Consider the following 15,514-nt stretch of genomic DNA (forward strand, 5'->3'; position numbering starts at 1 on the left):
ATGGGCATCGACCTCCCCGAGCCGCTCCGCTGGCTGTTCAAACTCGCCGGCTCCGAATGGCCGGACGCCGACGAGGACAAGATCGCCAAGTTCGGCGAGCAGGTCGGTAACTTCAGCAACCGCATCGACGACGTCAACTCCAACATGGTCGACACCGTCCGCCGGGCCAACGTCTCCAACTCCGGCCCGGCGATGACGCAGTACACCGACAACCTCCGCGACGTCGTCAACAACGGCATGCCCGGCATGTCCGACGGCGCCCGCGCGATGGCCGTGGAGATCCACGACGCCGCCCTGCAGTGCGAGTACAGCAAGGGCACCGCCGTCATCAACATGGCGATCATGGCCCCGATGATCGCCGAGGCCATCGCCAACGCCCCCGAGACCTTCGGCGCGACCATGGCCATCGCCGAGGCCGGCATCGCCGCGATCCGCACCACCGTGCCCAAGCTGCTGACCCAGATGGTCGAGAAGGTCGTCACCAACACCGCGATGATGGAGGCCGGCGACCTCGCGGTCCAGGGCTACCAGGTCCTCATCAAGCGCGACCGCGCCGGCTTCGACAGCAACCTGTCGCTGAACACCATCGAGATGGGCGCCATCGGCGGCGCGGTCGACGGCGCGCTCACCGGCGCCCTGATGAAGGGCGCCCCCAAGTTCTTCAAGAGCGCCGAGGCCGGCGTGACCGACGCCTCCAAGCTCGTCTGGGCCCCGCCGAAGTGGGCCAACATGGCCACCCAGGTCGCCAACAACACCGTGACCTCGCTGATCATGGACGGCATCAACGGCCAGCCGATCGACGGCCTGAGCCTGCTGCAGGGCGCAGCCCTCGGCGCCGCGATGGGCGGCCTGCACCACGCCCCCGGCGTCAAGGTCAAGCCGTTCGACGACTTCCACATGAACGAGGACTTCCTCAACGGCGACAGCTGGGTCCGCCCCAAAACCGCCTACGCCGACGACAAGACCGGCACCAACGACTTCTCCTTCACCGTCCGCCGCCAGCCCGGAGCGTCCGACGGCAGCAGAACCGTCTGGTACGGCGACCCCAACGTCACCCACCCCGAGAACACCCCGCCGATCCACGAGCGCCTCGCCCCGGTCATCGACAAGGCCCTGGAGAACCAGCCCGAAGGCGCCCCGAAGCCGCGCATCACAGTGCTCGAAGACGTCCCCCCGGCCCAGCTGGACGGCATCCGCAGCCTCGCCGCCGCCAAGGGCGTGGACATCGTCGTCCCGCACGGCGCCGTCGAGACCGGCCCCTACGGCTCGATCCGCGTCCCCGGCAGCGACGGCGGCAGCGGCTTCCGCATGGTCCACCCGGACGGCACCGTCGAGCACCTCGGCGCCGTCTACGACCCGCGCCAGACCACCGGCGAGCCGATCGTCGGCGGCGAACCGCCGGAAGTCCGCGTCGCGCTCGGCAACGGCGGCGAGAAGTTCGTCTCCAAGGAGGTCGCCGGCGAGGGCGACTGCACCGTCGCCTCCCTCGCCGACTCGGCGCTCAGTCAGGGCGTGGCCAAGAAGAGCGTCCACGCCGACGGCCTGAACCTGAACGACCCCGGCGACATGCGCGAGTTCCGCAACCGCGTCGCCGACCAAGTGGCGTCCAAGAGCACTGACACCCGCCCCGGCTCCGCCGTCCTGCTCGGCGAGCTCTCCCCCGACGGCGCCCGCACCGTCCTGGACCGCCTCGGCACCCCGAAGGCCTCGTCGAGCTCGCACATCGACGCCCTCGACCTGGCCGCCTCGCCACGACCGCGGATCACGGACCCGGTCCGAGAGCTGTCCCACCGCCTGAACCAGGACCCTGCGACCGTCCTGTCAGCCCTGGAGAGCCACTACTCCACCGACGGCGACAAAGGCATGGCCCAACTCACCGCCTACGCCAAGGCGAAGGTCGAAGCCGGCGGCGACCTCCCGCAGCACCGCGACCTCCTCGACTACGCGATCCGCGAGCGCACCCTGGCCGAGACCCCCCTCGGCGGCGAGATGCTCCAGGCCGTCGCCCACACTCTCGGCCTGGACGTCGTCGTGGTCAGCGACGACAAGCCCGCCTTCCACCTCAACGGCGACAGCCCCAAGCGGGTCTACATCCACCGCGTCACCACCGAGGACGGCCGCAACCACTACCGCGCCCTGCGCCCGGAATCGAAACCGTCCGGCAAGCCGCGCCACAGCACCCCGTCGGACGCCACCGGAAAACCCCACACCACCACCGGCTCCGGCGGCACCCGCCGCTCCCGCGTCCCGGTCTCCTCACGCGGCGGCCACGGCGCCGTCACCCGCCGCCCCACCGGCTCCGTCAGCAACGCCCTGCACCGCCTCGCCGGCGGCGCGGGACACGAACACACGGACACCGGCCTCGGCGTCGACGCCCACACCGCCACGCCGCGCCCGGCCACCCCGCACAACCCGTCCCCGGACGCCGCGAACCTGATGCAGCGCGCCGGCCGCCCGCACGGCACCGCGCTCCCGACCCCCGACGGCTTCGAGCACACCGCCGGCCCGGACGTCCTGGGCATCCGCACCGTCCCCGACAAGCCCACCTTCCTCACCGGCCTGCACCTCGACAACCTGCCGACGGCGAACCAATCAAGGTTCTTCGATGCCGTAGACCTGGCCCGGCCGGACGGCCCGCCGCACGACCTCGACACCCTCTTCAGCGGCCCCGGCACCCCGCACGACCCGCCCCGGATCCCCAAGATCCTGCACAGCATCTGGCTCGGCGGCCCCCTGCACGCCGACGGCGGCGACCGCGAGAACTTCATGAAGACCATGGGGTCCAACGCCGACAAGAGCGGCTTCACCGCCGTGCTGTGGACCGACGTGCCGCGCGGCGAGATCAACGAACTCCGCACGCTCGACGAGAACGCCCCGCGCACGCCCCGCCAGGAACAGATCCAGCAGATGCTGGACTGGGCCGGCACCCAGCACGTCAAGCTCGCCAGCGTCGACGAGGTCTTCGCCGGCTCCGACCGAGCCGAGCTGCACGCCGAGATCGCCACCGAACGCGCCCGCACCACCGGATCCGGCTACGCCGGCGCCAGCGACCTGCTCCGCCTGGACATCCTGCACCGCTTCGGCGGCGTCTACACCGACGGCGACAACCGGGCCACCGAGAAGCTCGGCGAGCGGGTCGCGGAGATCGAGGCCGACACCGAGCACCAGCAGTTCGGCATCTCCAAGATGGGCACCAGCATCAACAACTCGGCGTTCGTCGCGCCGCCGGGCAACCGGATCGTGCACGACTACCGCGCCAGCCTGAAGCAGCGCTACGCCAAAACCCTGGTCGACACGCTCACCGAGAACGCCGCCCGGGGCAAACCCGAGCACATCCCGATCGCCCGGCCCGACCAGGAGACGTCCCGATTCACCAGCCGCGACGTCCGCACCGAGGTCATCGCCCGCACCGGCCCGACCTTCTGGCACTTCGACGCGCTGGCCCGCTCGGCCGGGGCGCCCGAGGACTGGATGGGCGCTCGCCAGTGGTTCCGGACCATCACCAAGGAGCACCTGGAGGCCGGCTCGGAGTCGAGCTGGCTCAGCGACAGCGCCCCGAAGCCCGCGACCGGGCACACGCCCGAGCATGCCCCCGTCCATCTGGACCCTGAGCAGACCGTCAAGGCCGCGGTCGCGATCCTGCACCGCGAGGCGGCCAACCGCGAAGGCGTGCTCCACCTGCCGTCGGTCATGGACATCGTCGACAAGGCCGCGCCCGAGCACCGGGACCAGGTCTGGCACGCGGTCCTGCACACCATGCACGAGACCTGGCCGAGCGACCGGTATCCGAAGCCTGACATCGTCGTCTCGGGCCACTTCCAGACGCCGTCGAAGAAGGGCGACCCGATCGGCCGGAACCAGTCGGTCCCGCGCTCGGTCAAGACCTATCTGCATGAGAGCGGCCTGTTCCCGAACGGCACCGTCCACACCGCGGTCGGCCACGACTTCCGGATCCCGCCCGACGACGAGCTGCACCGGGACCTGACCGGCGCCGGCCTCAGGGACGTCTCCGCCGAGGACGCCCGCGACATCTCCCGCGTCCACAAGATGCTGTTCGGCCAGGCCCGCCTGGCCTCGGCGGAGCAGATCCGCCAGGCCGACAAGGTCCTCGACCTGCTGCACTTCACCTCGCCCGGCGACAGCCGCACCGATCCGCTGTGGGCGCCCAAGGCGCTGCGCGACCTCACCGAGTATCGCAACGGCAGCGAGGGCAACTATCACGACGCGCACCTGAACGGCCTGCTCGCCGACCACACCGCTCTGACGCGCCGCGGCCAGCTCACGCCGGACGGCTACAAGCGCCGCCTCGACTACCTGAAGGCGATCCCCGAGGGTCAGGACCCTGAGAAGTTCGCCGGCCGGATGAGCCCGCGTCCGCCGTCCCGCAAGCTGTTCAAGCTCTCCGCGGCGCAGCACGACGAGCGCTGGGACCGCGCGGTGGACGTGATGGCGCTCGGCAAGGAGCTCGGAGGCCTGTCCGACCAGCAGGAGCGCGGCCTGTGGAAACTCGTCGGCCTCTACCGCAGGACGCCGGGCCATGGGATGTCCGACCGGCCGCTGACGCTGCGAGACCTGGCCGGGTTCCGCGATGAGCTCGCTTCGCAGCACCCTGAGCTCGGGACCGTCACGGACCCGAAGGCCTGGACGCTCGGCATGGCCGACCGGGCCTACGCGCTGAGTCCGGAATCCGGCAAGCTCACCATCGACGACCTGGCCCAGAACGCCCGGCAGCACCCCGAAGAGGCGCAGTACTCGCGGCCCTACCCGGAGCCACCAGAAACCCTGAAGTGGTTCCACGACGACGCCACCGAGACCCTGCGCGAGTTCGACGAACTCGGCCCGCTGGTCTCGCACCTGGCGCCGGCCGACTTCCGCGACCTGATCACGCACTCCGGCAGCGCGACCGAACACCCCCAGCGTCACAGCATCCTGCGTCAGCTGCACGTCAACATCGCGCACCTGCAGCCCGACGACGTGCGCACGTCGATCCAGGGCTCCCGCTTCCACCGCCGCCTGTCCGACGAGCTGCGCAAGTACGGCCCGGACCCCGAGATCGACAAGCGCGACCTGGCCGCCTTCCAGCACCCCGCCGAGGCCCAGCGCTTCCGCGCCGAGTACGTCGACGCGCGCCCCGACGGCAGCGGTATCTGGATCCGCGACCCGCAGTCCCAGCACGACATGCAGACCCAGCACACGTCCACGACGATGCTCGCGGACCCCGGCCACTTCTCGGTGATCCTGCACGGCTCGCCGCAGCAGGTCCACGTCGGCAAGGCCTCCCTGTCCGCGCGCGACATGGCCAACCTGCTCCGCCACACCCCGGAGTGGCAGAACGACCCGCGCCCGATCCGGCTGATCGCCTGCAACACCGGCGAGCACGACAACGGCTTCGCGCAACAGCTCGCCGACCTGCTCGGCGTCGAGGTGAAGGCGCCGAACACGGTGGTGTGGGGCGTCGGCCACGGCAAGCCCTACGCCAGCACCCTGGTCCGCCGCCCGGACGGCACCTATCGGCCGGTCAAAGAGGCGGACGGCGCGTACCGGGTGTTCACGCCGCACCACCTGAACCCCGACGGCAGCGTCCACAGCACCCCGATCCGCCTCGACGCCGGCTACGACTACCTCGGCCGCAAGCCCGCGCTGACCGTCCTGAGCAGGGCCCTCGCTGGCCCCTTCGGCGACACCCTGGCCGGCTCGGACCTGGTCACCCGCAAGATCGTGAACGACTGGCGCCATCTGATGAGTCAGACCGGCGGGGACAGCGAGAAGGCGTTCGAGGTCTCGGAGACGGCCCGCGAAGCACTCGACAAGGTGCTCACCCCGGACACCGTCCAGTGGATGTTCCAGCACGCGCCGGCCGGGACCGAGGTGAATCAGGCCCTTCACGTGCTGTCCGGTTCGCGGCTGCGCTCGCAGTACAGCGAGCGTGATCAGCAGCCGCCCGGAGTGGCCTATCCGCAGGCCCATTCCCCTGTCACACCGGTTCCCCACTCGTTCATCGCCGACCGGACGCCGACTGAGCGCGAGGCGCGCACGTGGACCAATGTCCTCGACGTCGCCGACGAAATCGGCTTCCACCCCGACTTCGCCACACCCGGCGCGCACCTCACCGAACTCAGTGCCCTGTGGAAGACGGTCGAGACGCACCGCGACGTGCTCCCCGCGCACACCGCAGCGATGGACCGGCCGATCCGCTACTCCGACCTGGAGAACCTCGGCCGCCAACTCGGCCTGCACCGCGCGGGCGACGAGTCCCAGCTGGAGTTCGTCCAGCGCCTCAGCACCGACATCGGCTCGTTCCAGGCGGCACACCCGCACGAGCAGTTGTCCGCGTCGGCGATGACGCGCCATCTCGAATCCCGCGACGCCACCGCCACCACCACCTCGGTTTCCGCGCCGCGACCCGCGCGCACCACTCCGCTGCCGCCTCGCACCGAGCTCACCGACGACCAGGCAAAGGCGCTGTCCGACAGCCTCGGCGGCTACGTTCCACCCGAGGGCCTGAAGAAGCTCGCCGAGGTCAACCTCAAGAAGTTCCCAGCCTTCACCGATCCGCGCCGCGAACCTCAGCTCTCTGACTTCACCGACATCGTCCACCAGCTGCTCGGCCCCGAGCACGACGTCCAGACCGGCGTGGCGACCCTCGCGGCGGCGGCGACGCGGGCCCGCAGGGCCGGCAGCCTGAGCGCGCTGGACGGCGCGCTGGTCCACGACGACGGCGACTTCGTCCGCGCGCCCTGGTCGCGAGTCCGCTACGAGGCGTACGTCCCGTGGTCCGACCGGCACTCCATCGAGCGCGACGCCGCCCTGCTCTACTACCACGCCTTCGGCGAGCACGCGCCGGCGAACCCCGACGCCCGCACCACGCGGAACATGCGCCGCGCCATGCAGGTCGCCAAGCTCGCGCACTCGTCCTACGACCGGAGCGGCCAGGCCGACCCCGAGAACTTCTACAAACAGCTCGGCGATCGCTTACGTCCGCTCAGGAATGACAGCGGCACTCCCGCCGACTCCTTCAAGCGACTCCTGTCCGCCGCCGGCAACGGCGACGGCCGCTATCAGAACCCGGACTTCCTCGCCGGGCCGATGCACGGCCGGCTGCACGGCGTCGACACCCCGCGCCCGCCCCTCGGCCACGACCTCCCGGCCGAGCACATCGCGACCTCGCGCGCGCTCGCGAAGAAGCTCCCGGGCCTGTTCACTCCGACCGATTTCGGCGGCCACGAGCAGATCGAGACCCGGCTTCGAGCCCTGATCCCCGGTCGCGGCCCGCTGCACTTCGAGGTCGGCCTGCCGACCGAGCTGCGCGAGGGCTTCGGCGCGATGACCGACGGCGGCCTGACGCTCCGCGTGACCCGTGACGGCCACGCCTACGACGTGCGCCTCAGGGCCCTGCTCAAGACCGCTCCGGAGCCGGTCGAGGAGTCGGCGGCCACCGCCAAGAACGAGAGCCGGATGTTCCGCACCGGCGACGACGGCGGCGGCAGCCACAGCACCAGCCGCACGCTGACCGTCGACGGCGGCGTCAAGGCCGGCTTCGGCCCGCTGAGCATCGGCGCGAACACCGGCACGTCCCGCATCCGCAGCCGGGAGCTGACCTCCTCGGAGGCGTTCGGCGGCGACATCTACCTCGACCCCTCCGACGGCACTCGGCGGCACACCGTCGAGACCCAGGTGCACATCGAGGTCACGGATTCCGCGACCGGCCACTGGGTCCACGACGTGCCTGCCGCCGACGGCCCCTCCCACACCGTCGAGCTGCGGATCCAGGACCACCTGACGGCCACCGAGGGCTTCGACGCGACGCCGCACGCCGTCACCAAGCCGCTGGACGACCCCTCCGTCGACCACCTGCTCGGCGAGCGGACCGGGTACGGCGACGAGCTGAAGCACGGATTCCTCACCGGCTTGCATGCCAAGGGCCTGACTCTCGACGAGAAGGCCCGCAGCGATGTGGACGCCTACTTCAGCGAGCTGTCCTCGCCGCACAACGTGGCAGCCCTGCACAGCACCGACCCGCTCCGGCGTGCCGGGCTCAGCACGTCGATCACCGCCAAGGACCGCGACGGCGCCACGGTCACCCTGGCGCTCGGCGCGCACGCCGAAGCCAAGACCCTGACTCAGGCGAGCGCATCGCGCGCCGGCCTGAAGATGGACACCGTCGCGCGCCACACCGTGAAGCAGGGCGTCAGCACCGGGCGCGGCGGCGGCCTGCCGTCCAGCCTGGCCGGTACCGCCAAGTCTCCCGAGGGCTCGGCCAGCGTCGGTATCACCGGCAGCGGCAACAGCACGCGCACCGAGACCGCCAGCCTGGAATCGGCGTTCACGGTCACCCGGACGACGCGCGCGGAGGATGAGAACGCGTCCTACCAGCTGGAGTCCAAGCTCGAACTGCACATCGGCATCGGCGACCAGACCGAGCGCATCACGGTGCCGGACGCGACGGCCTGGGTCCGGCTGCGCACCGCCGATCACGCGCGGCTGATCAGCGCGGACGGGACGCCGGAACGCATGACGGCGGCTGAGGGCGCCGACCGCCTCGACCCGCACCTGATGACGGCGCACGACCTGCCGCTCGGCCAGGTCAAGAAGATCTCGAACCTGGACGGGCTGTACCGGGACCTCGTCACCAAGCTGTCCGATCACCTGCCGGACGGTGCCGCCGAGGATCTGGCCAAGCTGTTCCAGGACGATCCCAGCGGCTCGTTCCTACACGGCACCGACGACAAGCACCAGAACTGGCGCCGCATCGTCGCCGCGGTCTCCGTCCCCGGCCTGGCGCAGCGCGCTGACGCGCTGGCCGGCGAGGGCGTGACGGTCAAGCTGCGGATCGCCGGCAAGGACGTGCCGCTGCGGCTGTCGATCGGCGGCCTGAAACCGGCGGAGGCGACGTCGCTCGGCGTCGACGACAAGCTGATGCCGATCTCGATCCACCAGGCGTCGCAGACCTCGCGGATCCGCAGCTCGAAGCAGCAGGACCTGTCCCTGACCACCTCGCTCGGCGTCGGCAAGAGCAACGGGCTGTTCAGCGCCACAATCAGCGGCCGGGAGACGAAGGCGTCGCGCTCGACGGTGTCCGGTGGCGTGCGGCAGTACACGCGCAGCCTCAGCGGCAGCACGCTGTTCGAGGTCGGCGGCAGGCTCGGCTGGAAGCTGGAGCACGCCGAGAAGCCGATCGAGGGTTCGGTGCCCGGCGGCCTGCACCTGTGGGTGTCCTCGGACCTGGTCAAGGCCACGTCCGGGCTCGGCAAGCCGCTGCCGCTGCGGCCGCTGGCCGAGCACGAGCGCTCGCCGCTGGCCGCGACGCCGATCCACATGGCGGTCAACGGCGGCGGGATGGACACGCTGCGCGCGGAGATCGCGAAGAAGAACCCTGATCTGGCCTCGGAGTTCGGGAACGGCCGGTTCGCCGCGGAGCTGCCACTGCTCTCCGGCGGCGGCGTGCGGGTCGCGCCGGGCGTGCACTGGGACGTCACCCCGGCCGGTCGGCCGCAGGTGCTCAAGACGCTCTCGGTCTACGTCGAGAGCCACGGTGAGGCGGGCACCGCCGTGGACCACGACCGGGAGGTCCGACAGGGCAAGGGCGGTTCGGGGTTCGGCGGCGGCGCGGGCGACGGCCTCACCGGTGGCGTCACGGTCAGCCACTCGCGCGACACGGCTCAGGGCTCGAACACCGGACGCGGCGAGAACACCTCGCGTCTGATGACCGCCAAGACGGTGCAGATGGCGCTGGTGCGGACGCAGGTGCGGCACCGGGTCACCGGCGTGGGCGGCCGCCCGATCGAGACGGTCGGCGAGACGCTGGTCATGGTTCCGCTGAGCGAGCTGCACCACCGGCAGGAGCACTTCGACTTCCCGGCCGACCCGCCTGAGCAGGTCTTCGAGGGCTTCAAGACGCCGGGCGAGGGCGATCCGTCCCCGGCGCTGAAGTCCGGCATGCTGTTCGGTCCGGTCGGCGCGCATCCGGACGGCGGCCTGGGGCTGGAGGCGACGGCCAAGGCCGACGCGGCGTTCGGCGACCGCGATCTGAGCGAGCAGGTCCGCGACCTGCTCCAGACACCGACGCTGGCCTCGCAGATCCGGAAGCTCAGCGACGGCGGGCTGACGCACCCGATCGTCACCGAGAGCGGCGGGCGGTACGAGCTGCGGATCCAGGCCCGCCCGATCGGCCGGCCGGTGCTGCACGACACCAACGCCACCGGCGGCGTGAAGATGTACAACGCGGACGCGGTGACGTCGAGCGAGCGCTCGGGCGGGTCGAAGACCACGTCCGGCGCGGCGACGTTCGGCGTCGACACGCCGCACGTGACGGCCACCGGCACGGAAACGCACTCGGGCATCTCCGCCGACGTCGAGACGCGGGCACGGCGGGACGTGGAGTCCGAGGGGCTGCGGTTCTCGGGCGAGCCGGTGGACGAGTACCGGCAGGACGTCGAGTACACGTACACGATCACGCGGCTGTCGCATCCGTTGTGGAACCTGCACTTCGGCGACCGGCCGCCGGAGGCGTTGCAGAAGTCGGTCGAGGGCAGTTATGTGAGCGAGGTGCGGGTCTTCGAGCCGAAGACGCATGTGCTCGAAGCGCCTGACGCTTCAGGCGGGCTCCGGCCGAAGCTGTCGGACCACGCGGTCGCCCTGGACTGGCACGGCCAGGAGAAGATCAGCACCTTGTTCCGCGAAGTCGGCGGGACGGAGCAACGGCACGCGCCGCAGGACGCCGCGGTGCTCAGCAAGGGCAGCTTCGTCGGCTCGCTGCACGACGTGCTCAAGCCGGGCGGCGCGGAGTTCCGGGGCGTGGACCTCGGCGGGCGGACGCTGATGATGAAGCGCGGCGTCCTGGTCGAGGGCACGCTGAAGGCGCCGAAGAGCGTGACGTTCCTGAAGGCGGGCGCCGAGCGCGAGTCGTTCAGCCACCGCGACGTCAGCACCACGGTCGAGCACTCCGACAGTACGAAGGAGGAGACCAAGGGCCAGCTGTCGGTCAGCGGCGTGACCCCGAGCGGCGTGACGGTCGGCGGCCGCGCCGGCGTCGGCCACGCCACCGAGGAGCGCGAGAAGACCAGCGAGACGCACAGCACCGAGACCCGGCCCCGCTGGGACCGGCAGCCCGGCGGGCTGTACGCGGTGCACGTCCCGGTGAAGCTGAAGCTCGACTTCGGCCGCGGCGGCGCGCCCCGCAGCACGACGGTCGACGTGCTGGTGCACGTGGACGCCGCCGGGGCGGAGGCGCTGGGGGTGCCGGCGGCGAAGCTGCGGGAGTTGCGGGGGGAGCCGGAGTCGGAGCTGGCTCCGGTGGTGGCACACGAGCCGGTGGTGGCACACGAGCCGCCGACCGAACCGCACATCGAGCCCGAGCCGCATCATGATCAGCCGATCCTCGACGCGATCCAGATCGATGACGCGACGGGCACCGAGCTCAGCCGTTTCACTCCGGATGAGCTCACCCAGCTGGAAAGCCTCGCCCGCGATACTTCGCCCGAGGACTTCCGCCGCCTCATCATGCGCATCAGCCTGTCCCCGGGCACCGTCCCCGAGGCGGCGCTCCTGGAACGCGTCCCCGGCCTGCTCTCGCGCGACCATGTCCTGCACGCCGTCCACGAAGCCCGCACCGATCAGCCCGTTCCACCGGCGCACCCCACCCACGCCACTGTCACCCCCCTCGTCGCCCCCTTCATCCGGCCCGGCGACGACTCGGTCACCGTCCACACCGTCCCGGCCGGTACCACCGTCTACCGTCTCGTCGACATCCGCACCGCGCTGGCCCACCTCAACGGTCGCATCGAGCCCCTGAACCGGCTCGACTGGATCCACCTCGGCCGCGGCCTCTACACCGCCGCCGACCGCGAGGGCGCCGCGCTCTACGACGACGAGCGCTTCGACCGCGTCATGCTCCGCCTGACGCTGCGGCGCGACATGGTCGGCATGGACATCCGCGAGTCCGGCACCAACGCCGCCGAGATCGGGCACCAGCTCGGCGAGCGGCACAACGGCGTCGTCGACGTCACCGAGGCCGGGCAGCACCTGCTCACCGGCGCCGACTTCGTCGCCGTGCACAACGGCGAGGAGGCGCCGCACGAGATCAAGTTCCACGAGGGCGCCTTCGAGCACTTCGACGTCCATCCCGACGACGCGGGCGTCACCGGCTACGGCGACGGCACCCTGGCCCTCTACGGCGACTGGGCCCAGCGCGCCGAGCACCTGCCGCCGGCCGCGGACTACGTCCTGGCCGAGATCGGCCGCCTCACGACCGGCACGCCGCTGCCGTGGCACCAGGTCACCGGCGACCACGTCCGACAGCTCGCCACCGCCATCGGCCTGCCGCACGACCGGATCGGCGAGCTGCACGACCTGATCCCGGTCCACATGCCCGACACCGTCGAGGAACTCCGCGCCGCCCTGCACGAGGCCCCGCACGACGCCTCCCACGACGAGGACGCCGTCGACTTCGCCACCGTCAAGCAGCACCAGGACGACGCCAAGCTCGTCGCCGACGCGATGACCTCGATGGCCTCAGGGAAGAACACGACCTTCCTCCAGCACCCCGGCTTCAAGGACGTCCAGGACAAGGCGAACGCCCTCGCCGGCCTGACCGACGACCGCGCGCACGTGGCCGCCGTCAACGACCTGCACGCCGCCGTCGAGAAGTTCACGGACTCCCTGCCGTACGAACAGCGCCAGAAGTTCGAGCACACCGAGGTCTACAACGCCACCGGCCAGGCCTTCGCCCGCGTCTCGATCGTGGAGCTGCGGCTGCGCCGCGCGGGCGGAGGCTTCAAGGTGCACGTCGGCCACGACTTCGCGGACGACAAGTCGCGCGGCGACTGGCTGGCACGCATCGACAAGGACTTCGCGGCGCGCACCGACGACGTCCTGTGGATCCGCAACATGAAGCACAAGCCGGACAGCGGCCTGAAATCGGCGATCGACGCGATGATGGCCAGCCCGGACCGGCGCTACTTCACCGTCGCGCTGCACGGTTCGCCGGGCGCCGTGCACCTCGGCAACGGGCACCTGTCAGTGAAGGAGCTGGCCGCGATCATCCAGCAGGACAAGAGCTGGTCGCAGGACAAGCGGCCGGTGCGGTTGTTCTCCTGCTACACCGGGATGCACGACAACGGCTTCGCGCACGAGCTGGCCAAGGCGCTGGGTGTCGACGTGATCGCGCCGAACGACAAGGCCTGGGCGGACCGGAACGGCAACACGCACGTCTCGGAGAACCTGTACGAGTACGGCGATGACGGCGCGCCGAAGCTGAAGCCCCTGCGTAAGAAGCCGGAGACCGGGGCTTGGCGGCGGTTCACGCCGGAGGGGGCCGTCGCGCTGGAGCTGAAGCCGGACGAGCACCTGGGGCGCACGTCCGCGCTGACGCTGCTCACCCGGACGCTGCCGCGTACCGAGGAGGAGATCAAGGACTGGCCCGAGGCCGCACACGAGCCGTTGCGGACGCTCGCCGGCGTGCTCGCCACGAACGACTCGCTGTTCGAGCGGCACTTGATCGACCAGCACATGAACGCGATGCGCAAGACACTGTCGGGGCTTCTTGATCCGGGGACGATCACGACGTTGGCGGAACATGTTCCGGCCGATCGTGGCGATATCCGGGAAGCGTTGCATCAGCTGGCTTTCACCCGGCATGAGGCTGATGGTTCGCAGGCGGCGCCCGACGGTGGGACGCCGCCGCACGATCAAAACGCAGCTCACGATCACGACTCCACAGCCGTGGCCTTCACTCTCGACGGAGTTCCGACGCCGGAGGAACAGTCGCTAGCGGACATCACGACCAGGCTGGAGGGCGGGCAGCAGGTCTGGGTCCGTGACAACCGTTCGGGCTCGATGCTGGCCCGGCCCGTGACGCTGGTGGACGGCCAGCCGCATCTGGGCTCGATCCGGCTTCTGCCGCGCCACATGAACCGGCTGGACGTCGCCGAGGGCTTTCCCGAGCGGCTGTCGCACTCCGAGCCCGGTGCCGTTCCGGAGCCGTCGGTCAAGCCGAACGGCAACCAGCGGATGCTGTTCCACAACACGTCGCTGATGTTCGGGCACTTCACCGGGGACATCGTGCGCGTCGGCGGCAGCGACCGGTTCGGCAACCAGCACCTGACGATCGACAAGGCGCTGCCGGCGCTGTTCGCTAACCTGGCGACCCAGGATCCCGGGACCGTGCAGATCTTCCTGTCGCTGATCCACCACGACCGGCACCTGGCCGGGACCACGATGACCGACAACGGCTTCGTCGCCCCGGCGAACATCCACTTCCGGCCCGACCCGAGCCGGCAGCGGGCGATCGCCCTGCCGGCCTGGCTCGGCGACCAGGCGCGGCACGACAATCCGCCGCCGGACCCGGAACCGACGGAGGTGAACCGGCAGGTGACGTACGCGCGCTTCAGGACCTTCGTCGACAGCCGCCTCACCGACCTCGGCTTCCCGCCGGAGGACCGCAGGGAGCTGATGGACTCCCTGGACTGGACCGCGAGCCGCTTCCACCCGGCACCGGACGCCATGACGGTGGCTGATCGCGAGGCGCTGTTCGCTGGGCTGTATCTGAACGCCGGGGAGCGGCTGGACTTCAGTAAGAAGGCTGTGGTGCTGCAACGGCTGTCGGGGCACGATGTGCCGACGCCGCTGACGCTGATCGTGCGCGACACGTCGCCGATGACGCCGGTGCTGCGGATGTCGTTGGAACAGCTGCATACGGAGCTGCCCGCGGGCTCAGCCGCTGCGACGACGATCCAGGCGCTGCTGACGTATGACGGTGAGCTGCGGCCGGCTGCGCCGCCGCTGAACGCTGCGATTTCGGTGATCATGGAGCACTATTGGCCGACTATTCTCAGCTGGATGCCTCCTCCGGTAGCGGAGTAGGCGGAGTAGTAGGAAGAACTGGAGTCGCGACGACTATGCCGGATACGCCGAGCACGCCGAATACGCTGAGCACGCCGAGCACGACCCGCATTGCCAAAGTTTTCGACGGTGCCACCGACGGTGTGCCGTACTACCTCCCGAACCACCCGCGGCTGACGCCGGCGGAACGCACGGAGCCGCTGGCGTACCTGGCGGCGGGCACCGCGCTGCTGATGACGACGGCGACGGAGCCGGACTTCGTGGAGCCGACGCGCGGGGAGGTGGTGCCGATGAACTTCCGCACGGATGGGACGTGGGTGTGGAACGACGCGCTGGCTTACTACCTCGGCGAGTATGGGTTCGCGCCGGAGGCGGAGTTCTTGGCGGCTATGCGGGCGGCGGGGTGGGTTTGTGCGACGCCGGAGGTTGCGGTTGTTGAGCGGGCGTTGGGGGAGTTGTTTGGGGAGTAGGGGGTTGGGGCTGGGGGGGTGGAGCCGGGTGCTGGATCTGGGGGCTGTGGGGGCTGGGTCTGGGGGCTGGCGCCGGCCGCTGCGCGAGTTGCGGTCGATCTGTGGCTTTAAAGGCGATTTTTAGGCGCCTCTGACTTATGTGTGGGTTGTTTGGGTGGGGTTGCGCGCGTGCACGCCGTGTCCGATCTAGGGTTTTGGACTGTCTA

The 15,514-nt window shown here is 70.5% G+C and carries 2 protein-coding genes; both read left to right on the forward strand.

What is annotated here, in order from left to right; all coding sequences use genetic code 11:
* Complete coding sequence (locus ABH935_RS23790) at positions 1-14,859, forward strand: hypothetical protein (protein WP_370380122.1); 14,859 nt, start codon at positions 1-3, stop codon at positions 14,857-14,859.
* Between the two features lie 35 nt (positions 14,860-14,894).
* Positions 14,895-15,308, forward strand: coding sequence for a hypothetical protein (locus ABH935_RS23795; protein ID WP_370380123.1), 414 nt, complete (start codon positions 14,895-14,897; stop codon positions 15,306-15,308).
* The last annotated feature ends 206 nt before the right edge of the window (positions 15,309-15,514 follow it).

Source organism: Catenulispora sp. GAS73, assembly GCF_041262085.1.
Taxonomy (GTDB): Bacteria; Actinomycetota; Actinomycetes; order Streptomycetales; family Catenulisporaceae; genus Catenulispora.